This is a genomic window from Promicromonospora soli (assembly GCF_014653785.1).
Classification (GTDB): domain Bacteria; phylum Actinomycetota; class Actinomycetes; order Actinomycetales; family Cellulomonadaceae; genus Promicromonospora; species Promicromonospora soli.
Genome location: NZ_BNAS01000003.1, coordinates 176,251 through 200,525, shown reverse-complemented (window position 1 = coordinate 200,525; position 24,275 = coordinate 176,251). Strand labels below are relative to the sequence as shown.

Below are 24,275 nucleotides of genomic sequence, written 5' to 3'. Positions count from 1 at the left end.
GCTGGCCCCTCAGGATCGTTCGGCGGGAACGCCGGCGCGGGCGCTGGCTGGTCCGCCGGGTTGGTCGACGTCCGTCGCCCACTGCGGGGCGTGCTTGCGCCGCGCGAACGGCTTCGGACCTGGTGTGCTGCGTGCTACGAGGTCGAACGCGAGCTGTTCGTATCCGTCGGCGACGTCGTCCCAGTCGTACGTGGCCGCGCGCTCGGCCAGGGCCTGGCCCAGGTCGGCAAAGCCCGCAGGGTCGCTCTCGGCCTCTGCGAAACGCAGGCCGACGTCGTCCGCGGTCCGGAAGTACCGGCCCACGCTCCCGATGACCTCCCGGTTGAACGTGACGTCGTACGCGATCGTCGCCGTACCGCCCCCGATCGCGCGGAGCAGCGACGGGTTCGTCCCGCCGACCGAGTGCCCGTGCACGTAGGTGAGGGCACCGACGTAGAGCTGGTCGAGCAGTCCCTGGTCCCACACGCCGCCCAGGAGACGCACCCTCGGGTCATCCGCCGCGAGCGCCGCGATCCGCTCGGTGTACTCGTGCGCGTAGGGCGCGGAGCCGACGACGACGAGCGGGCGGACCGCGCCGCTCGCCACGTACCCCTCGACGATCATGTCGACGTGGTTCTCCGGCTCGAACCGGGCGACGACCAGGTGGTAGCCGCCTGGGGACAGGTGCAGCTCGGCGAGGCGTTCGCTCCCGACCCCGGTCAGGTCCGGCGCGCCGTACTTGAGGAGGCGGGTGTCGACGTCGTACTCGTCGCGGTAGTAGTCGGCGATGCCCGGCGCGTCGGCAATGAGGGCGTCAGAGAGCCCCACGGCCACCGTCTCGGCGGCCCGGTAGTACTTGCGGCCGGTCGGGCCCCACTTGGCGCGCCGCCATTCCAGCCCGTCCACGTGCGTGGCGACCGGGATGCGCACAGCGCGCAGCGCCGGTAGCAGCGGCGCGTTCGCCGCGTTGAACATGAATGCCACGTCGGTGCGGCGCGCCGCCAGGTGCCCGACGGAGAGCGCGGTGTGGCTCAGCGTCTCCAGGCTGCGGCGACGCAGGGCGGGGAGCGTGACGAGCTCCATGCCGAGATGGTGCGTGAGCGGTGGGGCGCCGTCGCGCGCGACAGGACCGCGGCGGCAGTAGACCCGGACCCGGTGCCCGCGCGCCGCGAGCCTGGACCCGATCTCCTCGACCGCCGTCTCGAACCCTCCGTAGTGTGCGGGAACACCGCGTGTCCCGACCATCGCGATCTGCAGGATTCTCTGAGGCATGGCGGGAGCGTAGATCGACCAAGATGTGCAGAACAGCCCAACAGTCCCAGTTCACCCATATTGTTCAGTTGGGTACGCAGAGGGCATATTGCCCGGTTATTTCCAGGTTGTTTCCATTTTTAACCCAATCACCCTTCCCTGAGCACCGTCCGGACCACAGCTCGCCGCACCACCAGGAGCCGGCCCATCTGCTCCCGGTACCGCTGCACCCCGAACCTCTCCTCCGCGTCCAACCGCCCCGCCTCCGCGAGCGCAGCCGCTCGCGCCCGGTCGTCAAGGAGCGCCGCGACAGCCTCGGCGAGGGCTGCTGCGTCGCCGGGCGGCGCGAGCAGTCCCGTCTCCCCGTCCCGCACGATCTCCGCGAGCCCTTGCGTACGGCTCGCGATCACAGGCCGCCCGGCGAGCAGAGCCTGGACCGCCACGTTCCCGAACGGTTCCACCAGCGACGGCACCACGACGACGTCGCTCCGGGCAAACCACTCCCACGGGTCGGCGTATCCCACGAACCGCACCGCACCGATCAGGTCCGTTTCGCCCGCCCGCTCCCGGAGCTGGTGCTCGAACCACTCGTACCCGGCGAATGCCGACCCGCACAGCGCCAGCCGCACGTCCCGGCCGGCTCGGCGCAACAACGCCACCGCTTCAAGTGCCACGTCAGTACCCTTGCGCGGCGACAGGCGGCCAACGAGCACCACGTGCGCCGGAGCACCCGCAGCCGTGTCGCCGTCGGCCGCCGGGAGCGGCACGGCGCCGCCACCGGGAACGGCGCCAGTGCGGGTGGGGCCGAGAACGCGGTTGCCGACGTCGTCGACCGTGTCCGCAGGACCTGGCACACCGTTGTAGATCACACGCGTCCGGCGCCCCAGCACCGGGACGGCCGACACGACGACGTCGCGCGCCGTTGCCGAGTTCGCGATGACGTCCCGCGCGAGCAGCAGCGGAGCCGCGAGGCCGACCCGGACGGCCCACGGCACGGCCGCCTCGGCCTCGTGCACGTGACACACAGGCGCGACGCCGGCGAGCCGGGCGGCCGCCAGCCACGTCGGGATGGTGAGCGTGTTCACCAGCATGGAGTCCGGACGCACGCGACGGATCAGCCGCACCGTCGGGCCCAGCTCTCGCAGCATCCGGACGCCCAGGGCGACCGTGCCCCGCGGCGTCAGGTGCGACTTGCGCAGCACGGGCACCTCGAGGGTCTCGACCCGCGCCCCGACACGTCGCATCCGCGCTGCGAGCGGGCCGTCGTCCGGCAGCACGACGACGACGTCCGCACCGGCATCCACGCATCCCGCCGCGGTCTCGACGAGCTGGAGGTCTGAGCCGTAGAGCTCTGCTGAGGCGTGCGTGAGCAGAACCGTCGTCATGAGCGCCAACTGTGCCAGGCGGGAACCAACCAGGAGATCTCGGACCGGGTGATTTCCGGGTGGACTTTACCTCCGGGCGAAATATCCGCCTATCTCAACATATCGAACGCCCGAGAGGTGAAGTTTGAGCATTATCGGGTGACTTATAGCAATTCACGCCATGTTGTCCGCTCGTTCACCGTATTTTGTCCTCAGCCGCGACCAGCCGCACCGCCCGTTCGACAAGGCGCCGCCGACAGCACTCGTCGAGAAACCCATCAGCAGGAACCGGAGGGATCGAGCGTGACCACGCACTCGGTTGACAGTGAGCCAGCCCTCCTACTTCCCGCGCAGCATGGTTTCCCGGCGGACAACAGCCTCGGCGCGCGCCACGTCGCCCCTGCAGAGAGTCCTGCCGGAGACGACGGCCGATCACCACGTGTGGTGACACCGCGCACCCGGACGGGATGGCAGGCCAAGCACCGGGCGAGGGTGCGGCTCACCGACGCCGTGGTGGTCGGGACCGCGCTGATCGCCGCGTACGGGATGCAGGCCGCGTTCGACGCCATCTCCCCGCGCTCCGTGCTCGGGCTGCCGATGCACGCCGCCGCCACCCTGCTCCTTGCCGCGGTCTGGCTCGCGGCGCTGGCCACGAGCCGGGCCTACGACGTGCGCTTCTTCGGCCGCGGCATGACCGAGTACCAGAAGGTCCTCGACGCCACCTGGAAGTCGTTCAGCGTGGTCATCCTGGTGGCGTGGGCCACCCAGTTTGCGGAGGCCAGGGGCCTGCTGCTGGTCGCCTTCCCGCTCGGCATGGTCGGCCTCGTCCTGTCGCGGTACGCCTGGCGCCAGGACCTGCTGCGCCGGCGCCGCCGCGGCGAGGGCGGCATGACCACCGTCCTGGCGATCGGCGACCGCCCGCAGGCGGCCCGCCTGGTCCGGCTGCTGAACGGCGCGCCGGAACGGGAGTTCGTCGTGGTCGGGGTGTGCCTGCCGTCGGGCGGCATCCGGCCGGACGAGGAGGTGAGCGGCGTCCCCGTCCTGGGCGACCTCGACGAGGTCGGCCGGACCGCGCACGAGATCGGGGCGGGCGCGGTAGCGGTGAGCAGCTCGCACGAGATCACCGCCGACGACGTTCGGCGGCTGGGCTGGGAGCTCGAGCGGTACGGCGTCGACCTGATGCTCACGGCCGAGCTGGCCGACGTCGCCGTCCCGCGGATCACCGTGTCCCCCGCCCCCGGCATGTCCCTGCTGCACGTGGACACCCCGCGGTTCGAGGGCCCCAAGTTCTCCGTGAAACAGGTCATGGACTGGGGTCTGACAGCCCTGCTGACGGTGCTGGTCTCGCCGCTCCTGCTGGCCATCACGCTGGCCGTGGCGGTCACCAGCCGGGGGCCGGTGTTCTACCTGTCGAACCGGGTCGGCCGGGGCGGGCACGCATTCCCGATGGTCAAGTTCCGCACCATGCACGTCGGCGCGGACCGGGACGTCACGACCCTCGCCGCCGCCAACGAGGCGGCCGGCCCGCTGTTCAAGATGCGGGCCGACCCGCGGGTCACCCGCGTCGGGCGCGTCCTGCGCCGGTACTCGCTCGACGAGCTGCCCCAGCTCTTCAACGTCCTCTGCGGGCACATGAGCCTCGTCGGCCCGCGCCCGCCGCTCCCGCACGAGGTCGCGGTCTACGAGGAGCGCATGCGCCGCAGGCTGCTCGTCAAGCCCGGCATGACGGGCCTGTGGCAGGTCACCGGCCGGTCGGACCTGTCCTGGGAGGAGTCGGTCCGGCTCGACGTCTACTACGCCGAGAACTGGACGCCCTTCCTGGACCTGCTCATCCTCGCCCAGACCGCCCGGGCCGTGGTATCAGGCCGAGGCGCGTACTGACCGGCGCATCGGGGTGTGCGGGATCCCGTCCTCGAGGAACTCGTCCCCGTCCGTCACGAACCCGTGCTTGCCGTACCACCGCGTCAGTGGCGACTGGGCGTCCAGCACGATGTCGCGGTCGTCGCCCGCGTCGCCGATGTACTTCAGCGCCGCGCGCATGACCTCGTCGGACAGGCCCTTGCCCCGCGCCCCCTTGACCAGGGCCACACGACCGATGCGCCAGGCGTCGCCGTCGTCGAGCACACGCGCGGTGCCCAGCACGCGGGTCCCCCCGTCGGACACGGAGTCGGGCGCCGCCTCCCCGAGCATCACCACGTGCACGGTGGTGGGCTCGAGATCGCGCCCGTCCAGGTCCTCGTAGGGGCAGTCCTGCTCGACGACGAACACGTCCTGGCGCAGCTTCCAGACCCCATAGGCGATGGCGACGTCGAGCTGGGCGAGCGGGGAGGTGATGATCTGCACGGGGTCGATGCTCTCATCCGACCGGCAGGTGCCGCTGCCACCAGTCGAGGATCACCTCGAAGCGCTGCTGCCGGTGCCGGGGCCGCCCGGACCGGGACAGCTCGTGGTTCTCTCCTGGGAAGACCACCAGCTCTGTCTCCACACCGTGCCGCTTGAGCGTCGAGTAGTAGCGCTCCGCCTGGGACAAGGGGCAGCGCAGGTCCTGCTCGGAGTGCAGCACGAGCGTGGGCGTCGTCACCCGACCGGCCACGGCCTGCGGCGACTGCGCGGCCACCTGCTCCAGGGTCCCGCCCACGTACTCCTGGCTGAAGAACGAGCCGATGTCGCTGGTCCCGGAGAACACCTCCGGGTCGAGGTACCCGCGCTCCACGATCGCGCCGGCGAACCGGTGGTCGTGCGCGATGGTCCACGCCGTGAGGTACCCGCCGTACGATCCGCCCAGCACGCCCACGCGAGACCCGTCCAGGCGCCCGTCCGCGGCCACGGCCCCGTCCAGGAAGTCCAGCACGTCGTGCAGGTCGACGGTGCCCATGGCCTGCCGGATCGTGCGGCCGTGCGCCTGCCCGTAGCTCGCGGAGCCGCGCGGGTTGCAGTACACGACGGCGTACCCCGCGTCGACCAGCACCTGCGTCTCGTCGAACAGCCCCACGTCGTAGTAGGAGTACGGGCCGCCGTGGATCATCAGCAGCGTCGGGTGAGGGCCCCGGCCCTCGGGCACCGCAACCCACCCGTGCACGGGATACCCGTCGCGACCGGTGACGGTCAGCTCGGCCGGGGTCACGACGCCGGCCGCGCGCAGCGGCGCGGAGAAGTCCGTCCGACGGCCTAGCCCGGCGTCGGCCACCACGTCCACGACCCCCAGGTCGCCGTAGCTGCCCGCGTCGCGGTACGCGACGGCGATCGTCCCGCCGCCGACGCCGTACTCCGATACGACGACGTCGCCGCTGGTCAGCTGGGTTGTGGTGCCGTCGTCGGTGATCCGGACGAGCTGCTGGGTGCCGCGGCTCGCGAGGACGAGCAGCACGCCGCCGTCCGGCAGCGGGAGGGGCTCCCCGGCGAGCTCCTGCGTCTCGGGGTCGGTGAGGCGGCGGGGCTCGGGGTCGGCCCACGCGGACAGCACGTACAGCGCGGCGTTCCGGGCCACGAAGTCCTTGCCCTCGGGGCCGTAGTCCTGCGCGAGCACGTACAGCTCACCGCCCGCGCCGAACGCGATCGCCTGCGGGCCGAGCGTGCCGAGCTCGACCTCCGAGCCGCCACCCTCCGCGCCGGCGCCCAGCGGCAGCACGCGCAGGATGCTGCGAGGCACCTGGCCCGCACCCTGCTCGCGCTCGGCGAGGACGGCTATCGAGCGGCCGTCGGGCGTGAAGGCGATGCCGCTGTGGTCGACGTCGTCCGTGGTCAGCCGCCGCGGCTCCGGCACCGTACGGCGGGGCTCCGCCTCGCTCTGAGCCGTCGGGGCGGGCTGGACCACGGGCTCGCCCTCGACGTCGGGCACGTCGACGAGGTACACGTGCTGCGGGCGGTCGCGGTGGTAGCCCAGGCCGTTGCGTGTCCAGCTCCACTCGGTGATGCGGCGCGGCCCCTCGGCGTCGGCCCCCAGGCCCTCGACAGAGCCGTACCGGCCCGGCTGGGGCTCGCGGCTCAGGAAGGCGAGACGCTTGCCGTCGGGCGAGAAGCGGAAGTCGGTCACGCCGAGCTTGCGGTCCGTCACCTGCACCGCCTCGCCGCCGCCGACCGGCAGCGCCCAGAGCTGCGGGGCAGCCTGGGGCTCCGCGCGCAGGAAGGCGACCAAGGCGCCGTCGGGCGAGAAGCGCGGCTCCGTGTCCCGGAACCCGCGGGTGAGGCGGTGGGATCCGTCGCCGATATCGGCGGTCGAGCCTGTTTCGCTGGTCGAGCCTGTTTCGCTGGTCGAGCCTGTTTCGCTGGTCGAGCCTGTCGAGACCAGCGGGACCCGCCAGAGCTGACCCACTGCGGCGTCGGCGTCGAGGTCGGGGCGAGTCACGGCCACGATGGCCCAGGTGCCGTCCGGGTGCACGGCGGGCCGGGAGACGGTGCGGATCAGGGGGAGGTCGGCTGCCTGCATGGGCCGGACATTACCCTTGCCCACATGTCCGAAACACAACGGTCCGACGCCCCGGCGAGCGCGCCCACGGCCTGGGGCGAGCCGCGCACACGGGAGCTGACCTGGTACGACCCGATGCAGATCGCGGCCCAGGTGCCGCGGATGTCGGGCGTCGAGTTCCTCGGCCGGATGCGGGACGGCCTCATCCCGCCGCCGCCGATCGCCGGGCACTTCGGCCTCGACATCGACGTGGTGGAAGAGGGCCGTGTCACGTTCGTCTGCACGCCGGACGAGTCGGGCTACAACCCGATCGGCACCGTGCACGGCGGCGTCATGTGCACGCTCCTGGACACGGTCTGCGGCTGCGCCATGCAGTCGGTGCTGCCCCAGGGCAAGGGCTACACGTCGGTCGAGATCAAGGTGACCTACGTCAAGGCCGTGCGCGGCGGCAGCGGCCCGCTCACCGCTGAGGGCACGGTGGTCAAGGCCGGCTCCCGCGTCGGGTTCACCGAGGGCGTGGTGCGGGACGCGTCGGGCGCCGTCGTCGCGACGGCGTCGAGCACCCTCCTGGTCTTCGACCTCTGACACGAGGGCTGACTCTCGTCCGCGGTGCCGCACGCGGGGGGACGCTCCGAAGGTCCGCTTCCAGAACGCGATCAGGCATGGGTCTGGTGCTCAAACCATGCCTGATCCCGTTCTTGAAGCGGACTTCCCAGGGGTCAGGTGAAGAAGAGGCCGATCACCCAGGCGCCCGTTGCGATCAGCGCGCCAGCGAGCTGCACGCCGATGGTGATCAAGGTGGCCTGGACGGCCGCCTTGGTGGCGCCCCACGCCAAAGACACGTCCCTGCGGCGGGCCCACTCCAGCAGGAAGATCGCGCCGACGAAGAACAGGAACAGGCCGATCACCGGCACCACGAAGAACCCGATGATGCCCGCGATGCCGCCCACGGCGAGCGTCAGCACCGGCACCTTGGCCTTGCGCATGTGCTTGCCGGCCAGGATCCACTGGGCCACCTCGGCGACGGCGATCGCGACGGCGGCGATGCTGAACACCACCCACGCCTCGACGCCGCCGGTGAAGATCGCCCACACGAGGATGCCGCCCAGCACGAGGACGGCGCCGGGCAAGACCTGGACCACGATGCCTATCAACCCCGCCAGGATGGCCACACCGACGAGCACTTCTCCCAGAACGTCCACGGCCGAACACTAGCGGTCGCACGGCGTCTGATCGATCAAACCAGGCTGGTCGCTCAAACCTCGCGGAACACCACACGCCTACCCTGCTCACCATGAAGCGTGAAGTGGCCGGCTACCTGACCCGGCTCGGCCTCGACGAGCGGCCTCCGGCGACCCTCGGGACCCTGTTCGAGATCCACCGGCGGCATGCCGAGCGGATCCCGTACGAGAACCTGCACACCATGCTCGGCAGCCCGCCGGCCATCGACGCGGAGGCGACGCTGGCCCGGGTCGCGGCGGGCGGCAACGCCGGCTACTGCTTCCACCACAACGGGGTCATGACCGTGGTGCTGCGGGCGCTCGGCTACGACGTGGTGCCCGCGTGGGGCCACAACTGGGACACGGACGCCGAGCGGCGGGACGTGCACGTCGGACACCTGGCGATGTACGTCCGGGGGCTCCCTACGCACGACAACCCCGGCGGCCTCTGGTGGCCGGACGTCGGCTTCGGTGACGGCCTCCGCGACCCGCTCCCCCTGCTGGCGGGCGAGCACCGGCAGAGCCCGTTCACCTACCGGCTCGAGCTGCGCGACGGCGGCTGGACGTTCCATCACGACGCCAAGGGCAGCTTCGGTGCCGTCGACCTCTTCGACGAGGAGCTGACGGCGGAGCAGGAGACGGCCGCCCACCGTCGCCTCACCGCCCCGGTCGGCGGGGCGTACGCGCGCAAGCTCGTCGTCCAGCGACGCCTGCCCGACGCCGCGGAGACCCTGCGCGGCTGCCAGTTCACCCGGACCGGGTCGCGCGCCGCGAAGGTCGAGCTGACGGCGTACGACGACTGGCGGGACGGGCTCCTGTCGCTGGGCGTCGCCCTGCGGGGCGTCGACGACGACGCGCTGCGCGGCCTGTTCGACCGCAGCCTGGCCGCACACCGGGAGTGGATGGCGGCGACCCGCTAGGCGGTCAGGCGATCAGTTCCAGAACACCGCGACCAGGATGTTCACCAGGGTGAGGCCCAGCACGGAGCCCTTGAGGCCCGGGGAGACGTCCTCGCCCTTGCGGACGGCGAGCACGGCCAGCACGGCGACGGCGAGCGCGACGACGAGCTTGACGCCGATCTTCGCCATCGCAGGACCGGCGTCGCCCTCCCAGAGGCCGCCCATCTCCGCGATGCCCACCATGATCACGCCCGCGACGACGGCTCCCATGGCGCCGTGCGAGACGCCCTTGTAGAGAGCCTTGGTGCGCATCGACGCGATCGAGCCGCCGAACACGAGCGCCCAGCTCGCGAAGTGCAGGAACACGAAGACGTTGTAGAGGAACTCCATGCCTCGCAGCCTATCCGGGCTCGCCCATTCCCTACTGAATTGGTAGGGAAATACATAGGCAACATCGATGTTGTCGATAGACATCCACTATGTGGACGGGGCCTTCCGTGCGCCAGGTGCTGCGGTTAACGTCATCGCCATGACCAAGGCAGCGCGCATCCTCCTCGTGACCACTCGTCACGAGATGCGAATGTGTGCCATGCCGACCTGTGCCTGCGACGGCTGTCGCAGCTGTCAGATCTGACACGCGCCCCTCGCCCAGCAAGGTCAGCGCGCGCCGCCGGCCCGCAGCGCTGAGTCCCTGGTCACACCCGGGAACCGGCCTCCTGTGCCCGTACGACGCGCACCACCCCCAGCTTCAGCTCCACGCCCGCGCGCCCCGCACGAACAGGACCCCTGCCCCATGGTGAACACGGCCCCCACCCCGCCCGAGACCCAAGTCGCCACACAGCCCGGCGGCAAGACCGGCACAGCTCCCGCCCGCCGTACACCCACGGCGTCGAAGCGGCCAGCACGCCCGAACGGCCAGTGGAAGGTCGACGGCAAGGCGCCGCTGAACCACAACGAGGAGTTCAAGCAGGAGTCGGACCCGCTGCTGGTGCGCGAGCGCATCGAGCAGGTCTACGCCAAGAAGGGCTTCGACTCCATCCCCGGTGACGACCTGCACGGCCGGTTCCGCTGGTGGGGCCTGTACACGCAGCGCAAGCCGGGGATCGACGGCGGCAAGACCGCAACGCTCGAGCCGCACGAGCTCGAGGACGAGTACTTCATGCTGCGCGTCCGGATCGACGGCGGGGCGCTGAGCACCGAGCAGCTGCGCACCATCGCGGGCATCAGCACCGACTTCGGCCGCGGCTCCGCGGACATCACCGACCGGCAGAACCTCCAGCTGCACTGGATCGAGGTCGAGGCGATGCCGGAGATCTGGCGCCGCCTCGAAGCGGTGGGGCTGAGCACCACGGAGGCCTGCGGCGACGTGCCGCGCGTCATCCTCGGCAGCCCGGTGGCCGGCGTCGCGAAGGACGAGCTCATCGACCCGACGCCGGTGATCGAGCAGATCCAGGAGCGCTTCATCGGCGACCCGGCGCTGGCGAACCTGCCGCGCAAGTTCAAGTCGGCGATCACGGGCCACCCGAGCCTGGACGTGGTGCACCAGATCAACGACATCTCGTTCGTCGCCGTCGACCACCCGGAGCTGGGGATCGGCTACGACGTGTGGGTGGGCGGCGCGCTGTCCACCGCGCCGCGCCTCGCGGAACGGCTGGACGTGTTCGTCACGGAGGAGGAGGCGCCCGAGGTCTGGCACGGCGTCGTCCGCATCTTCCGCGACTACGGCTACCGCCGCCTGCGCAACAAGGCCCGCCTGAAGTTCCTGCTCGCCGACTGGGGCGTCGAGAAGTTCCGCCAGGTCCTGGAGGACGAGTACCTGGGCTACAAGCTGCCCGACGGCATCGAGCCGCCGTCGCCCGCCTCGCTGGGGCTCGACGAGCGCGGCGACCACGTGGGCATCCACGAGCAGCACGACGGCCGGTTCTACATCGGCGCCGCACCCACCGTCGGCCGCGTCTCGGGCGAGACCCTGGCCAAGCTCGCGGACCTCGCCGAGGCGCACGGCAGCCGCCGCGTCCGCCTGACGCCGCAGCAGAAGCTGCTGGTGCTGGACGTCGTCAAGGACGAGGTCGAGCCGCTGGTCGCCGGCCTCGCCGAGCTCGGCCTGCAGGCCCGGCCGAGCATCTTCCGCCGGAACACGATCGCCTGCACCGGCATCGAGTACTGCAAGCTCGCGATCGTCGAGACCAAGGCGACGTCGGCCGCGGCGATCACGCAGCTCGAGGAGCGGCTCGGGGACCTGAAGAACCTCAAGCCCCTCAGCCTCCACGTCAACGGGTGCCCCAACTCGTGCGCGCGCATCCAGACCGCCGACATCGGGCTCAAGGGCCAGCTCGTGATGGACGACGACGGCAACCAGGTCCCCGGCTTCCAGGTCCACCTCGGCGGCGGCCTCACGTCGCTGGACCGGGACGACGCCGGGCTCGGGCGCACGGTGCGCGGGCTCAAGGTGACCGCCGACGGGATCGGCGACTACGTGGAGCGGGTGGTGCGCAGGTTCGACGCGGACCACGACGGTGAAGAGACATTCGCGCAGTGGGCGCACCGCGCCGATGAGGAGGCCTTGCGATGACCGCTGTGGAGATTGCACCGACGTCCTCTCTCTCGCTCTCGGGGCACGGCTCCAGCCTGAACGGCGGCGCCGTGAACCCGCGGCTCGCCCGCGTGCGCGCCCGGGCCGCCGCCCGCGAGAGCATCCGTGCCATGCGCCCGGCCGCCCGGGCCAAGCGCCGTCGTCGGACGCCCGAGGAGCTCCGGGCTGTGGTGGAGCGCGGGCAGGCGCAGCTGAACGCTTCGTCCGAGAGCCCCGAGGCGGACGCCCAGGCCGTCATCGCGTGGGCGGTGCGCGAGTTCGGGCCGTACATGGCCGTGGCCTCCTCGATGCAGGACACCGTGCTGTCGCACCTCGTGGCCGAGCAGTTCCCGTTCGTGGACGTGCTGTTCGGCGACACCGGCTACCACTTCGCCGAGACCCTCGGCACGCGCGGCGCCGTCGAGATCGAGCTGGACGTGAACGTCGTGGACGTGCGCCCCGAGCTCACCGTGGCCGAGCAGGACGCCAAGTACGGGCCCCGCCTGCACGACCGCGACCCCGAGGCCTGCTGCGCCATGCGCAAGGTGGCCCCGATGAAGAAGGCCCTGCAGAGCTACGAGGCGTGGGCCACCGGCGTACGTCGCGAGGAGACCGCGGCCCGCGCCAACGCTCCGCTGGTGTCCTGGGACGAGCGCAACGGCGTGGTGAAGATCAACCCGATCGCCGCCTGGACCGAGGAGCAGGTCGCGGACTACGCCGGCCGCCATGGCCTCGTGGTGAACCCGCTGCTCGCCGACGGTTACCCGTCGGTCGGTTGCGAGCCGTGCACCGCTCGGCCGCTGCCGGGCGAGGACGCGCGCTCCGGCCGGTGGGCCGGCCTCGACAAGGACGAGTGCGGTCTCCATGTCTGACACCGAACGGGGCTACGGTCGAGGGGTCGGCGGTCCAGGCGCCGACGTCCGCTTCGAGCACGCGATCGCGCATGCTCTGGCACGCGAGAGCGTGCGCGATCGCGTGCTGGAAGCGGACCTTTCCCGGACCGCTGGGGGAAGGCGGGGGTTGTGACTCACGACATCTATCCGCTCGGGCTGAAGGTCGCCGGCCGGCTCGTCGTCGTGGTCGGCGGCGGACCCGTTGCCGTGCGCCGCGTCCGCTCGCTCGTCGAAGCGGGGGCGCGCGTCCGCCTCGTCGCGCCGCACACGGTGCTCGCCGAGTCCGGGATTCCCGTCGCCTCCGCGACCCTCGAGCCCACGGACGGCCCTGGTCCGGCCGAGGTGGAATGGGTCCGGCGGGACTACCGGTCGGGTGACCTCGACGGGGCATGGCTTGTGCACACGGCAACGGGTTCAACCGAGATCGACCGCCAGGTGTCCGACGACGCCGAGCGCGCCCGGGTCTTCTGTGTCACCGCGGGTGACGCGTCAGTAGGCAGCGCATGGGTGCCGGCGGTGGCCCGCACCACCCTGACCGACGACGCCGAGGTGACCGTCTCGGTGACCGCCGGCCGGGACCCGCGCCGGTCACGGGCGATCCGGGACGCCGTCGCGGCCGCGCTCCAGTCCGGCGCGCTGCCGCTGCGCCGCCGCCGGCCCAGGTCGGTGACCGAACCCGTCGAGACACCCAATGGCCGCGTCTGGCTCGTCGGCGGCGGGCCCGGCGACACCGGCCTCATTACTGCGCGCGGCCGGACGGTGCTCGCCCAGGCCGACGTCGTGGTCATCGACCGGCTCGGCCCGCGCGCACTGCTGCACGAGCTCTCGTCCGACGTCGAGGTCATCGACGTCGGCAAGACCAGCGGCAACCATCCGGTGCCGCAGCACGAGATCAACGCGCTGCTGATCCAGCACGCCCTGGCCGGGCGCGACGTCGTGCGCCTCAAGGGCGGTGACCCGTACGTGCTCGGACGCGGCGGCGAGGAGCTCGCCGCGTGCCGCGCAGCCGGCATCGAGGTCGAGGTGGTGCCGGGCGTGACCAGCGCCGTATCCGTCCCCGCGGCGGCCGGCATCCCCGTCACGCACCGCGGCGTCGCGCGCGGCTTCAGCGTCCTGACCGGGCACGACGGAGCCGCCGAGGTGCCGGGCGGCGCCGACCACACGCTCGTCCTGCTCATGGGCGTCACCCACCTGGCCGACACGGCCGAAGCGCTCGTGACCGCGGACCGGCCCGCCGACACGCCGGCCGCCGTGGTCGAGGACGGCTACGGCGCCCGGCAGCGCGTCACGGTCGGCACGCTCGGGAACATCGCCGAGCGCGCCGCCGCCGTCGGCGTCCGACCGCCCGCGGTGATCGTGGTCGGGAACGTCGTACGCCTCTCGCCCGCCTGGGCGGAACAAGCTCGTTGAGTGCCGGGCATCCGCCGGCGCGAAGGCCATCAACCTGACGGATGCCCAGCACTCAACGTAACCCCGGCGCGGGCGCGCTACCGCGGCCCGGGCTGCGGCCGGTTCAGAGCAGCCTGCGCGCCACCGCCCAGCGCGTCAGCTCGTACCGCGACGACAGCTGCAGCTTGCGCAGCACCGCCGAGACGTGCGTCTCCACGGTCTTGATCGAGATGAACAGCTCGCTCGCGACCTCCCGGTAGGAATAGCCGCGCGCGATGAGCCGCATGACCTCCTGCTCCCGCTTCGAGAGCCGGTCGAGCTCGTCGTCGGCCACCGCTATGTCGTTCGCGGACGCGCCGAACGCGTCCAGCACGAACCCGGCCAGCCGCGGCGAGAAGACGGCGTCGCCGCCTGCCACCTGCACCACCGCCGACGACAGCTCGGACGGCGCGATGTTCTTCGTGACGTAGCCGCGTGCGCCGGCCCGGATCACGGAGACTACGTCCTCCGCGGCGTCGGACACCGAGAGCGCGAGGAACCGCACGCCCTCCCCCAGGAGGTCCGCGCAGCGCTGCACCACCTCCGCGCCGCCTCCGCCGTTGCCGCCGGGCAGGTGCACGTCGAGCAGCACCACGGGCGGTCGGTGCTCGTGCACCTGCGCCACAGCGGTGTCGACGTCGGACGCCTCGCCCACCACGGTCACCCGGTCGTCCAGCGAGGCGCGCACACCCGTGCGGAACAGGTGGTGGTCGTCCACGAGCACCACGGGCACGGGTAGCGCCACCAGCCCGCCGCCCGACGCCGTCGCCTGGGTTGTCATCTCGTCGCACCTTCCGCAGTGGTGGGCACAGGGCTGGGGGCCGTCGCGGCCCGCGCCCTGCCGTTCCTGTCGTTCTTCTTCTCGCCGTTCGCCGGCTTCTCGAGGGGCATCCGCAGCCGCACCTCGGTACCCCAGCCCGCGCGGCTCACGACCTCGGCGGTCCCGCCACGACGGCGGACCCGGCCGAGGATCGACTCCCGGACGCCGAACCGGTCCAGCGCGATCTCGTCGAGGTCGAACCCGTCGCCCCGGTCGCGGACGAACACCTCGGCCACCTCGTCGGTGACCTCGAGGTACACCGAGACCGGCGGCCTGCCGTGCTTGAACGCGTTGAGCAGGGCCTCGCGCGCCGCCTGGAGGAGCGCTGCCGTGCACTCGGTGGGCGGGCAGTCGCCCACCACCACCGTCTCGACGGTGAGCGGCGCGACGGCATCCTCGATCTCGGCCACGAGCTCCTTCAGCTCGGCGGCGACGGACGTGCCCGGCTCGCGCCGGTCGTCGTACAGCCATCCGCGCAGCTCGCGCTCCTGCGCGCGGGCCATGCGGGACACGGCCTCGGGGTCGGACGCCTGGGCGCGGATCAGGGCGAGGGTCTGCAGCACCGAGTCGTGCAGGTGGGCGGCGATGTCGGCGCGCTCGGACTCCCGGGCGCGGGCGGCGCGCTCGTCGCCGAGCTGGCGCACCAGCCGGATCCACCACGGGACCGAGACGAGCACCACGCCGGCGACCATGGCCACGGACGCGATGGTGGCCTGCATCATCACGCTGACGGGCGTGTCCTGGCCCACGAGCATCAGGACGCCGAGCATGGTGAGCACCACGCCGCCGGCCAGCCGCAGGAGCGCCGTCCGCGACCGCAGGCCGGAGCCCGTGCCGCCCACCCAGCGGTCCCGCTCGGTAGCGTCGATCTGGCTCCACGCCAGGGCGACGCCGCCGAGCCCGATGAGCGCGGGGAGCACCCACGACGCCACCGGGTCCCAGTCGGCGCGGATGGCGACCAGGAGCGCCGCGCTCGACAGCAGGGCCACGCCGATCCAGATGTCCCGCACCGCGAGCCGCGACACCGGACCGGACAGCCGCACGCGGTCGGCGAGCGACGCGGCGGGCCGGTCCCCGGCGGCGTCACTCTCGATGCCGGTTGCGCCGGGTACGCCGGGTGTCAGCCGCGGGGCGAGCCGGCGGCGGTCGGTGGGCACGACGTCCTCGGGCACGGTAGGTACGCCCACGGGGATCGTCATCCACCAGAAGACGTAGGCCACCACGCCGGCTCCCGCGAACCCGGTGAGCACCATGAACCCGATCCGGACCAGCCACACGGGCAGGCCCGTGTGCGCGGCGATGCCGGCGGCAACACCGGCCACCCAGCGGCCGCTGTATCCCGGCCCGGCCTTGCCGGGCCTGCGGAGGGTGAGTCGTTGGTTCACCCCCTGATCGTCACATGCCCCGGCCCCCCTGAACACGCCCGAGGGCGGATCTCAGGGTCTCGCGCCGGGGGAACCAGGGTCGGTTCAGGGCAGGTCCCGATGCCGCTCGCGTCGCCCGGCGACCAGCATGGACATCATGAGCACCGACGAGACGCGTCCCGAGGACGCCACGAGTGAACCGGGTGGCCCGGCCGACGCCAGGTCGGCCGGTCCGGACGTCAAGTACGCCGGCCCGAGGGTCGACCCGGTCGACCCGGTCGTGGACCCACCAGCTGACCCAGCAGCCGGCCCGATGGCCGACCCTGCACCTGTCGCGCCCGGACAGCAGCCCTATCCGGAGTCCGGCTTCTTCGCCTCTGTCCGCCGCGGTCTGTTCCCGCGCTCCGACCAGCGCTGGGTGGGCGGCGTCGCCGGCGGCCTCGCCGAGCGGATCGGCTGGGACCCGCTGCTGGTGCGCGGCCTGCTGATCGTCAGCTTCTTCCTCGGCGGGCTCGGCCTGATCCTGTACGGCATCGGCTGGGCGCTGCTCCCCGAGCGCGACGGTCGCATCCATCTGCAGGAGGCCATCCGCGGCAACTTCGACGTCGCCATGCTGGGCTCGGTGGCCGTGCTCCTCATGGGCTTCGCCTGGGGCGGGCCGATGGGCTGGTGGGACGACGGCGGCTGGGAGTGGCTCAGCTTCTTCTTCTGGCTGGCCGTCCTCGGTGGTGTGCTCTACCTGGTTGTCCAGGGTGTGCAGCGGCACCGCGACAACACCGCGGCCCAGCGCCAGGGCTTCGCCCCGGGCGTCCCGGGCACCCCGGCCGCCGGCGCGCCGGTCGCGACCCCCTTGCCCGGCACCGTCCCCGGCACCATGGCCGGGCCCGGCACGCCCGCACCGTTCACGCCCGCTCCGCCGGTCGACTACCGCAGGTCGGACGGCCTGGTCTACGCGACCGGCGCCGGCCCGGCACCGCAGCGCCAGACGCAGACCCAGGCGCCCTACCAGGCAGCCCCCGGCCCGGCCCACCAGCCGCGGCCGAACTACACCCCGCCCCCGCGCCCCGCCCGCGCCTCGCGTGGGCCGGGCGGCGCGGCCGTCGGCATCACCCTGGGCGTGATCCTGCTGGCCGGGGCCCTGCTCCTGGCCGCGCTCCGCCTGAACGGCGAGGGCAGCCTGCCTGGCGGCGCCGAGTTCGTCACGGCATGGCTGGGCATCGGGACGGTGGCGCTCGGCGTCGCGATCTTCGTCTCCGGCCTGCGCGGCCGCTCCAGCGGCCTGCTCGGGTTCTTCGCGATCCTCGCCCTGCTGATCGGCTTCACGTACGTGGCCGTGGCGGATTCCGCAGGACCGCGCTGGGTGGGCGACGCCGTGGAGAGCGGCCAGGAGATCGAGGACCTCGTGACAGAGCCCGACAACCCGCGTTCCGCCACCATCACCGAGGGCACGATCACCGTGCAGACCGCGCGGGAGGCGGAGAACGGCTTCTACGTCCAGTTCGGCGACCCGACCATCGACCTGTCGGAGCTCGACCTGTCCCGGATCGTGCCCGGTGATCCCCTCGTGGTGCCCATCCAGCTCGGGGCGGGCCAGACCGTGGTGATCGTCCCCGAGGACGTGCCCGTCGAGGCGAACGCCTACGTCACCGCCGGGGCCGTCCACTGGAACGTCGACGACCAGGACCGCTCCGCGAGCGGCGTCCGCTCCAACAGCTACTTCGCGAGCGACGAAGTCCGCGACGACGGCGCTGTGCTGAGCCTCGAGATCAAGGCCGGCGCGGGCGAGGTCATCGTGTCCGAGAGCAAGTGAGGGAGCGCGCCATGACCGAGCACACGAACCACAGCAAGAACCAGAGCGAGATCCCCGGCGGGCCCGAGGGCCAGGACACGAGCGAAAACATGGACGACAAGACCACCGCGCAGGACTCCGACATCACCGAGGTGCTGCCGGCACAGGCAACCCCGCCGACGCAGGAGCTCGCGCAGCATGGCACCCAGCGGGTGCCCGAGCGCGCCGCGCCCGACGGCACGGCTCCCGAGGGCCCTGCTCCCGAGGGCGAGGTGCACCCGGCCTACGGCGTCGCCGCGGCGCAGGCGGAGGCCGAGGCGTCGGCGGCCGCTGTCCACGACGCCCCCGCGCCGGACGACACCGACCTGCTCGCTCCGCTGCGCGACCCGGCACCCCACGTGCCGCCGACGCCCGTGGCGACCACTCCGGCGTCGGGCAGCGGGCTAGCCCCGGCTCAGCCTTCTCAGCCCTCTCAGCCGGTCCAGCCTGCGCAGCCCGCTCAGGCGGTCCAGGTGGCCGTGGCCGCCCGGCGAGGGCCGCGCGTGGGGACGGCGGTATGGGGCCTGATCGTGATCGCTGTCGGGCTCGGCATCCTCGCCGTCTCGGCCGGGGTCGTGTTCGACCTGGGTGTGGCCCTGATCGTGCTGCTGGGTGCGGCAGGCGCGATCCTCGTCGTCGGCTCTGTGGTTTCCAGCCTCCGGCGGCGCTAGGCCACACCGCACCGTCGGCCCACCATCGGCGGCCGCCGGTGCGAGGATGACCAGCGTGCGCATCACCCACGTGTCCGACACCTACCTTCCGCTGCTCGGCGGCATCGAGGCCCAGGTCAGTCGCCTCGCCAAGCAACAGGCTGCGGTCGGGCACGACGTCGAGGTCATCACCACCACGCCCGCCGCCCCCGGTGCGCACGGGGTGAGCACCGCCGTCGAGGACGGCGTCACGGTGCACCGGATCGCCGCACGCATCCCGGGCGGCTGGCCCATCCACCCGCGTTCCACCGCCCATGTGACCCGTCGCCTCCGGGAGGCGATCGCACGGGGCGAGCAGCCCGACGTCGTGCACCTGCACATGGGCGTGCTCGCCCCCACGGTGCAGGGCGCACTGCGGCCAGTGACCCGGCTGGGGCTGCCCGCGGTGCTGACCGTGCACAGCGTCTGGGGCGGGGCGTGGCGGCTGTTCGCGGCGGCCGACACCGTGGCGAGGTGGTCACGCTGGCCCGTACGCTGGACGGCCGTGAGCGACATGACGGCGGAGCCCCTGCGGCGGCTCCTGCGCACCGCCGGGGCCGCGGGCGACGTGGCGATCCTGCCCAACGGCCTCGACCTGGGCGCCTGGCGGGTGCCGCGTACCGAACGCAGGGCACGGCCCGAGGGCTCCGCCGTGCACGTGGCGGCGGCTGCGCGGTTCGCGCCGCGCAAGCGGCTGCTGCCGCTGCTCGCCGCGATCGCCGACGCCAGCTCCCGGCTCCCGGACGGCGCGCTGTTCGCGACCCTCGCGGGGGACGGCCCACAGCGCTCGGCGGCGCGGCGGTTCGTCGCGGAGCACGGGCTGAGCGACATCGTCTCCCTGCCCGGGCGCCTCAACGCCACCGAGCTCAAGCGGCTCTATGCGCGCGCCGACGTCTTCGCCGCGCCCTCCCCCGAGGAGGCCTTCGGCATCGCGGCGCTCGAGGCGCAGGCTGCGGGGCTCACGGTGATCGCCCACACCGAGTCGGGCGTGGCCGAGCGCGTCGTCGACGGCGTCACGGGCCTCCTGGTGCCCGACGACGGCGCACTGGCGTCGGCGCTCCTGCGGCTCGTAGCCGAACCCGGGCTGCTGGACGGGCTGCTGGAGCGGGCTACGACGCCGCCGTCGGGCGTGGACTGGCCCGAGGTGCTGGCCGTGACCGAGGCGGCGTACCGGGAGGCGGCGGTGCTGGCGCGGGCGTGACATGGCATCGGACCGACCTGGTGCGGCGGCAACCCCGCGCCGATAGCCTCCCGAGGTGAGCCCCAACGAACCGGCTGCGACGAGCCCGGCTGAGCCCTTCGTCGTCCGCCGGTACCGGCGCGCCCTGGTCGAGGTGCGGCCGTACCCGCTGGCGATCGGCGTCGTCGCGGTGTTGGCGGTCGGGTGGGCCGTCTGGGCGAGTGGCCCGGGCTGGCTCACGCCGGCGTATCTGGTGCTCGCGATCGTGGGTGCGGCGCTCGGCGTGATCGACGCGCGCACGCACCGGCTGCCGAACGCGCTGATGTTTCCCCTGATCTGGGCGACCGCGGTGCTGCTGGCCGTGGCCGCTCTCGGCACCGGAGCGTGGTGGACGCTCGGCCGGGCAGCGCTGGGCGCGCTGGCGTTCTTCGCCCTCTACCAGGCGCTCTACCTGGTGGCGCCGCGCGGCGGGATCGGGTACGGCGACGTCAAGCTCGCCCTGGCCCTGGGCGCCGTCCTGACCTGGCACTCGTGGACCACGCTCCTGGTCGGCCTCCTCGCCGCACACGTACTGGCCGGTTTGGTCGCGATAGTGCTGCTCCTCGGGCGGCGCGCCGGCTGGAAGTCGAGCATCGCGTTCGGCCCGTACCTGCTGCTCGGCACCGCGGTAGCGCTGACCTGGGCGCGCATCACCGGCTGGTGATTCGCCGGCAGAACATTTGCTGCACACAAAAGGGCGAAACACGACAAAGAACGTCGAAGGAAAATTCGACAAATACCGGCCACAATCCGGGGTGAAATTGACTTCTGAGTATTAACGGTCGTGCGCGTTCCTCGTCATTCAGTGACCGGCAGCACCACGTTGTCGGCTGACATGAGGAGCACTCATGAGGAACGACAGACACTTTGACCGCGCGCTCCGGACCCGGCTGATGGCCGTGGCCTCCGGGGCGCTGCTGCTGGTGGCGCTTGGCGCCACAGCCCCCGCGACAGCGCGGACCGCAACCGACCAGAGCCACACGGACGTGCAGGTCGAAGAGGTCACCTCGAGCTCGCCGGTGATGGTCGAGGACCTGGAGGCCGCCCCCGCCGCCGTAACCGCGACGTACTACTGCGCTGTTCGCGACGGCACCTTCGGGTGCCAGAGCGGCACTCCCGGAGACGGGCTCGTGGTCACCGAGCTATTCCAGCACGCCGACTTCGGCGGGTGGCGCATCGTCGTCTTCAACCCGGCCTACTCCTACGGTTGCACCAGCGGCACCGGAGACAACGAGGGCGGAGCGAACCTCGGCACGTACGCGAACCAGGTCAGCTCGGTGAAGACGTACAACCACTGCGACGTCAAGCTCTTCGACAGCAACAACAAGACCGGCGCCAGCACCGCATTCATCCACTGGGACAACAACCTCGGCAGTTTCAACGACCGGGCAAACTCCTTCCGGATCTCGTAATCTCGTGATCTCCCAGCCAGGAGAGAACTGCGGCCCCGCCCCGAAGAAGGGACGGGGCCGCAGGATGTCACTCCCACTCGATGGTGCCCGGCGGCTTGCTCGTCACGTCGAGCACCACGCGGTTGACCTCACGCACCTCGTTGGTGATGCGCGTCGAGATGGTCGACAGCACGTCGTACGGCAGGCGCGTCCAGTCCGCAGTCATTGCGTCCTCGGACGAGACCGGGCGCAGCACGATCGGGTGTCCGTACGTGCGGCCGTCGCCCTGGACGCCGACGCTGCGTACGTCGGCGAGCAGCACCACGGGGCACTGCCAGATCTCGTTGTCCAGGCCTGCCTTCGTCAGCTCCTCGCGCGCGATCGCGTCGGCGCGGCGGAGGATCTCCAGGCGCTCGGCGGTGATCTCGCCGACGATCCGGATGCCCAGGCCCGGGCCCGGGAACGGCTGGCGCGAGACGATCTCCTCGGGCACGCCGAGCTCGCGGCCCACCGCGCGGACCTCGTCCTTGAACAGGGTGCGCAGCGGCTCCACCAGGGAGAAGTCCAGGTCGTCGGGCAGGCCGCCCACGTTGTGGTGGCTCTTGATGTTGGCCGCGCCCTCGCCGCCGCCGGACTCGACGACGTCGGGGTACAGCGTGCCCTGCACGAGGAACTTGACCTCCTCGCCGTGCTCACCGGCTTCCGCGACGATGTCGCGCTGCGCGTCCTCGAAGACGCGGATGAACTCGCGGCCGATGATCTTGCGCTTGGTCTCCGGGTCGCTGACACCCGCGAGCGCCGTCAGGAAGCGCTCCTTCTCGTCGCGGACGATGAGGCGCACGCCGGTCGAGGCGACGAAGTCGGTCTCGATCTGCTCCACCTCGCCAGCCCGCATGAGGCCGTGGTCCACGTGCACGCAGGTCAGCTGGTCGCCCACGGCCCGCTGCACGAGTGCGGCGGCCACGGCAGAGTCGACGCCGCCGGACAGCGCGCAGATGACACGGGCGCCACCGATCTGAGCCTTGATCGCGGCGACCTGGTCGGCGATGACGTTGTCAGGCGTCCAGTCGGGCTTCAGGCCGGCGCCCTCGTAGAGGAAGTGCTCCAGCACGGTCTGGCCGTGCGCCGAGTGGCGCACCTCGGGGTGCCACTGCACGCCGTAGAGGCGGCGGCGGGTGTCCTCGAAGGCCGCGACGGGCGAGCCGACAGACGTCGCGAGCACCTCGAACCCGACCGGCGCCCGGTGCACGGCGTCGCCGTGGCTCATCCAGGCGGTCTGGTGCTCGGGGGTGTCGGCGAGGAGCACGCCGGAGGAGCACACCTCGACCTCGGTCCCGCCGAACTCGCTGAGGCCGGTCTGCGCCACCTCGCCACCGAGTGCCTGCGCCATGGCCTGGAACCCGTAGCAGATGCCCATGACCGGAACTCCGGCCTCGAACAGCTTGGGGTCCACGAACGGGGCGCCTGCCGCGTACACGGAGGAGGGACCACCGGACAGGATGATGGCCGCCGGGTCCTTGGCGAGCATCTGCTCGACCGTGAACGTGTGCGGCACGATCTCCGAGTAGACCTTGGCCTCGCGCACCCGGCGCGCGATCAGCTGGGCGTACTGGGCGCCGAAGTCGACGACGATGACCGGGCGGGGGGTCTGGGGCTGGCTCTCTGGCTGGCCTGAGCCAGCGGTGGCGGGTGACGTCACGGGCCAAGTCTATGTGCCGGGGCGGCGGCCGGGCGCCCCGCACCGGTGTAATCTCCCGCACCCGTCGGCACCCGGCCGCCATCGGTCACCATTCGGCGAACGAGCCGTCGTCGTGCCGCCAGACCGGGTTACGCCAGCGGTGGCCCTCCACGGCGCGTTCGCGGACGTAGTCCTCGTTGACCTCGATCCCGAGGCCCGGTCCCAGCGGGATCGCGACGGAGCCGTCGTCGTACGCGAAGACCGTCGGGTCGACGATGTAGTCGAGCAGGTCGTTCGAGGTGTTGTAGTGGATGCCGAGGCTCTGCTCCTGGATCACCGCGTTGTAGGCGACGGCGTCGAGCTGCAGGCACGCGGCGAGCGCGACCGGGCCGAGCGGGCAGTGGGGGGCGACGGCGATGTCGTAGGCCTCCGCCATCGCCGCGATCTTGCGGACCTCGGTGATGCCGCCGGCGTGGGAGAGGTCGGGCTGGATGATGTCGACCACGCCCGACGTGATGACGTCCTTGAAGTCCCACCGTGAGTACAGCCGCTCGCCGAGCGCGATCGGCGTGGCCGAGTTGCGCAGCACGTCGGCGATCCCGTCCACGTGCTCGGACAGCACCGGCTCCTCGACGAACATCAGGTGGTAGGGCGCCAGGGCGTCGAGCAGCACGCGGGCCATGGGGCGGTGGACCCGTCCGTGGAAGTCGACGCCGATGCCGATGTCCGGGCCGACGGCCTCCCGTACCGCGGCGACGTTGGCGACGACCTTTTCCACCTTGTCGCGCGAGTCGAGGTACTGCAGCTCCTCGGGGCCGTTCATCTTGATCGCGGAGAAGCCTCGCTCGACGGCGTCCTTCGCCTGGGCCGCGAGCTCGGCGGGACGGTCGCCGCCGATCCACGAGTAGACCTTGATGCGGTCGCGCACGCGGCCGCCCAGCAAGTCGTGCACGGGCACGCCGAGCGCCTTGCCCTTGATGTCCCAGAGCGCCTGGTCTATGCCGGCCAGCGCGCTCATGTGGATGCCGCCGCCGCGGTAGAACCCGGAGCGGTACAGGACGGTCCAGTGCTCCTCGATCCGCCGGGGGTCCTGACCGATCAGGTAGTCGGACAGCTCCTCGACGGCGGCCGCGACGCTTGCGGCCCGCCCCTCGAGAACGGGTTCGCCCCAGCCGACGATGCCCTCGTCGGTCTCGATCTTGAGGAAGAGCCACCGGGGTGGGAGGGCGAATGTCGTCATCGACGTGATCTTCACGGCGTGCCTTTCAGCTTCTT

Annotated in this window: 21 protein-coding genes; 11 read left to right on the top strand and 10 right to left on the bottom strand. The window is 71.9% G+C overall.

Going from position 1 to position 24,275, the window contains the following annotated elements:
• Positions 1-9 precede the first annotated feature (9 nt).
• Entirely contained in the window at positions 10-1,251 is a 1,242-nt protein-coding gene (locus IE250_RS11075; protein WP_189669352.1) for a DUF1972 domain-containing protein, read from the bottom strand.
• 128 nt (positions 1,252-1,379) lie between these two features.
• Entirely contained in the window at positions 1,380-2,615 is a 1,236-nt protein-coding gene (locus IE250_RS11070; RefSeq protein ID WP_189669351.1) for a glycosyltransferase family 4 protein, read from the bottom strand.
• Between the two features lie 423 nt (positions 2,616-3,038).
• On the opposite strand from IE250_RS11070, the gene IE250_RS11065 reads away from it, so the two are divergent.
• On the top strand, positions 3,039-4,475 hold the full coding sequence (locus IE250_RS11065; RefSeq protein ID WP_229872353.1) for a sugar transferase: 1,437 nt from the start codon (positions 3,039-3,041) through the stop codon (positions 4,473-4,475).
• Here IE250_RS11065 and IE250_RS11060 read toward each other — a convergent pair.
• Positions 4,455-4,937, bottom strand: a complete 483-nt coding sequence (locus IE250_RS11060) for a GNAT family N-acetyltransferase (protein ID WP_189669350.1) — start codon at positions 4,935-4,937, stop codon at positions 4,455-4,457. The genes IE250_RS11065 and IE250_RS11060 overlap by 21 nt on opposite strands.
• A gap of 13 nt (positions 4,938-4,950) precedes the next feature.
• On the bottom strand, positions 4,951-7,020 hold the full coding sequence (locus IE250_RS11055; RefSeq protein ID WP_189669349.1) for a S9 family peptidase: 2,070 nt from the start codon (positions 7,018-7,020) through the stop codon (positions 4,951-4,953).
• 24 nt (positions 7,021-7,044) lie between these two features.
• Between IE250_RS11055 and IE250_RS11050 the strand changes: the two genes are divergently transcribed.
• Complete coding sequence (locus tag IE250_RS11050) at positions 7,045-7,584, top strand: PaaI family thioesterase (RefSeq protein ID WP_189669348.1); 540 nt, start codon at positions 7,045-7,047, stop codon at positions 7,582-7,584.
• Positions 7,585-7,718: 134 nt separating this feature from the next.
• On the opposite strand, the gene IE250_RS11045 is transcribed toward IE250_RS11050, so the two are convergent.
• Positions 7,719-8,201: a DUF456 domain-containing protein gene (locus IE250_RS11045; RefSeq protein WP_189669347.1), complete on the bottom strand. Its 483-nt coding sequence runs from the start codon at positions 8,199-8,201 to the stop codon at positions 7,719-7,721.
• Between the two features lie 92 nt (positions 8,202-8,293).
• Between IE250_RS11045 and IE250_RS11040 the strand changes: the two genes are divergently transcribed.
• Complete coding sequence (locus IE250_RS11040) at positions 8,294-9,139, top strand: arylamine N-acetyltransferase family protein (protein WP_189669346.1); 846 nt, start codon at positions 8,294-8,296, stop codon at positions 9,137-9,139.
• Between the two features lie 12 nt (positions 9,140-9,151).
• Here the strand turns inward: IE250_RS11040 and IE250_RS11035 are convergent, their stop codons facing one another.
• Entirely contained in the window at positions 9,152-9,508 is a 357-nt protein-coding gene (locus IE250_RS11035) for a hypothetical protein (protein ID WP_189669345.1), read from the bottom strand.
• 403 nt (positions 9,509-9,911) lie between these two features.
• On the opposite strand from IE250_RS11035, the gene IE250_RS11030 reads away from it, so the two are divergent.
• From IE250_RS11030 to cobA, 3 genes are all read left to right on the top strand, one after another.
• On the top strand, positions 9,912-11,690 hold the full coding sequence (locus IE250_RS11030) for a nitrite/sulfite reductase (RefSeq protein WP_189669344.1): 1,779 nt from the start codon (positions 9,912-9,914) through the stop codon (positions 11,688-11,690).
• Positions 11,687-12,562, top strand: a complete 876-nt coding sequence (locus IE250_RS11025; RefSeq protein WP_189669343.1) for a phosphoadenylyl-sulfate reductase — start codon at positions 11,687-11,689, stop codon at positions 12,560-12,562. The genes IE250_RS11030 and IE250_RS11025 overlap by 4 nt, the downstream gene beginning before the upstream one ends.
• A gap of 150 nt (positions 12,563-12,712) precedes the next feature.
• Positions 12,713-13,993, top strand: a complete 1,281-nt coding sequence (cobA, locus tag IE250_RS11020) for a uroporphyrinogen-III C-methyltransferase (protein WP_189669342.1) — start codon at positions 12,713-12,715, stop codon at positions 13,991-13,993.
• A 103-nt stretch (positions 13,994-14,096) separates the two neighbouring features.
• Here the strand turns inward: cobA and IE250_RS11015 are convergent, their stop codons facing one another.
• Both IE250_RS11015 and IE250_RS11010 read right to left on the bottom strand, forming a co-directional pair.
• Positions 14,097-14,792, bottom strand: a complete 696-nt coding sequence (locus IE250_RS11015) for a LuxR C-terminal-related transcriptional regulator (protein ID WP_189669341.1) — start codon at positions 14,790-14,792, stop codon at positions 14,097-14,099.
• Positions 14,789-16,216: an ATP-binding protein gene (locus IE250_RS11010; RefSeq protein WP_189669340.1), complete on the bottom strand. Its 1,428-nt coding sequence runs from the start codon at positions 16,214-16,216 to the stop codon at positions 14,789-14,791. Before IE250_RS11010 ends, IE250_RS11015 begins: the two co-directional genes overlap by 4 nt.
• Positions 16,217-16,352: 136 nt before the next feature.
• Between IE250_RS11010 and IE250_RS11005 the strand changes: the two genes are divergently transcribed.
• The 5 genes from IE250_RS11005 (at position 16,353) to IE250_RS10985 (ending at position 21,343) form a co-directional block, all read left to right on the top strand.
• A complete protein-coding gene (locus IE250_RS11005; RefSeq protein ID WP_189669339.1) occupies positions 16,353-18,005 on the top strand; it encodes a PspC domain-containing protein in 1,653 nt (550 codons plus the stop codon).
• An 11-nt stretch (positions 18,006-18,016) separates the two neighbouring features.
• On the top strand, positions 18,017-18,694 hold the full coding sequence (locus IE250_RS11000; RefSeq protein ID WP_189669338.1) for a hypothetical protein: 678 nt from the start codon (positions 18,017-18,019) through the stop codon (positions 18,692-18,694).
• A 55-nt stretch (positions 18,695-18,749) separates the two neighbouring features.
• The gene (locus tag IE250_RS10995) at positions 18,750-19,913 is read left to right on the top strand and encodes a glycosyltransferase family 4 protein (RefSeq protein ID WP_189669337.1); all 1,164 of its coding nucleotides are present in this window, start codon (positions 18,750-18,752) and stop codon (positions 19,911-19,913) included.
• A 55-nt stretch (positions 19,914-19,968) separates the two neighbouring features.
• Positions 19,969-20,595 carry a prepilin peptidase gene (locus tag IE250_RS10990; protein WP_189669336.1) on the top strand — a complete coding sequence of 209 codons (627 nt, stop codon included), beginning with the start codon at positions 19,969-19,971 and terminating at the stop codon, positions 20,593-20,595.
• A 184-nt stretch (positions 20,596-20,779) separates the two neighbouring features.
• Complete coding sequence (locus IE250_RS10985) at positions 20,780-21,343, top strand: hypothetical protein (RefSeq protein WP_189669335.1); 564 nt, start codon at positions 20,780-20,782, stop codon at positions 21,341-21,343.
• 67 nt (positions 21,344-21,410) lie between these two features.
• On the opposite strand, the gene guaA is transcribed toward IE250_RS10985, so the two are convergent.
• Positions 21,411-23,021 carry a glutamine-hydrolyzing GMP synthase gene (guaA, locus tag IE250_RS10980; RefSeq protein ID WP_308434126.1) on the bottom strand — a complete coding sequence of 537 codons (1,611 nt, stop codon included), beginning with the start codon at positions 23,019-23,021 and terminating at the stop codon, positions 21,411-21,413.
• A gap of 85 nt (positions 23,022-23,106) precedes the next feature.
• The gene (dgoD, locus tag IE250_RS10975) at positions 23,107-24,240 is read right to left on the bottom strand and encodes a galactonate dehydratase (protein ID WP_444544352.1); all 1,134 of its coding nucleotides are present in this window, start codon (positions 24,238-24,240) and stop codon (positions 23,107-23,109) included.
• Between the last annotated feature and the right edge of the window lie 35 nt (positions 24,241-24,275).

Bases quoted from the DNA above. Each gene is read 5' to 3' on its own strand.
- IE250_RS11075 (WP_189669352.1), bottom strand. From the start codon at position 1,251: ATGCCTCAGAGAATCCTGCAGATCGCGATGGTCGGGACACGCGGTGTT.
- IE250_RS11070 (WP_189669351.1), bottom strand. From the start codon at position 2,615: ATGACGACGGTTCTGCTCACGCACGCCTCAGCAGAGCTCTACGGCTCA.
- IE250_RS11055 (WP_189669349.1), bottom strand. From the start codon at position 7,020: ATGCAGGCAGCCGACCTCCCCCTGATCCGCACCGTCTCCCGGCCCGCC.
- IE250_RS11050 (WP_189669348.1), top strand. From the start codon at position 7,045: ATGTCCGAAACACAACGGTCCGACGCCCCGGCGAGCGCGCCCACGGCC.
- IE250_RS11040 (WP_189669346.1), top strand. From the start codon at position 8,294: ATGAAGCGTGAAGTGGCCGGCTACCTGACCCGGCTCGGCCTCGACGAG.
- IE250_RS11035 (WP_189669345.1), bottom strand. From the start codon at position 9,508: ATGGAGTTCCTCTACAACGTCTTCGTGTTCCTGCACTTCGCGAGCTGG.
- IE250_RS11030 (WP_189669344.1), top strand. From the start codon at position 9,912: ATGGTGAACACGGCCCCCACCCCGCCCGAGACCCAAGTCGCCACACAG.
- IE250_RS11025 (WP_189669343.1), top strand. From the start codon at position 11,687: ATGACCGCTGTGGAGATTGCACCGACGTCCTCTCTCTCGCTCTCGGGG.
- IE250_RS11015 (WP_189669341.1), bottom strand. From the start codon at position 14,792: ATGACAACCCAGGCGACGGCGTCGGGCGGCGGGCTGGTGGCGCTACCC.
- IE250_RS11005 (WP_189669339.1), top strand. From the start codon at position 16,353: ATGAGCACCGACGAGACGCGTCCCGAGGACGCCACGAGTGAACCGGGT.
- IE250_RS11000 (WP_189669338.1), top strand. From the start codon at position 18,017: ATGACCGAGCACACGAACCACAGCAAGAACCAGAGCGAGATCCCCGGC.
- IE250_RS10985 (WP_189669335.1), top strand. From the start codon at position 20,780: ATGAGGAACGACAGACACTTTGACCGCGCGCTCCGGACCCGGCTGATG.
- dgoD (WP_444544352.1), bottom strand. From the start codon at position 24,240: ATGACGACATTCGCCCTCCCACCCCGGTGGCTCTTCCTCAAGATCGAG.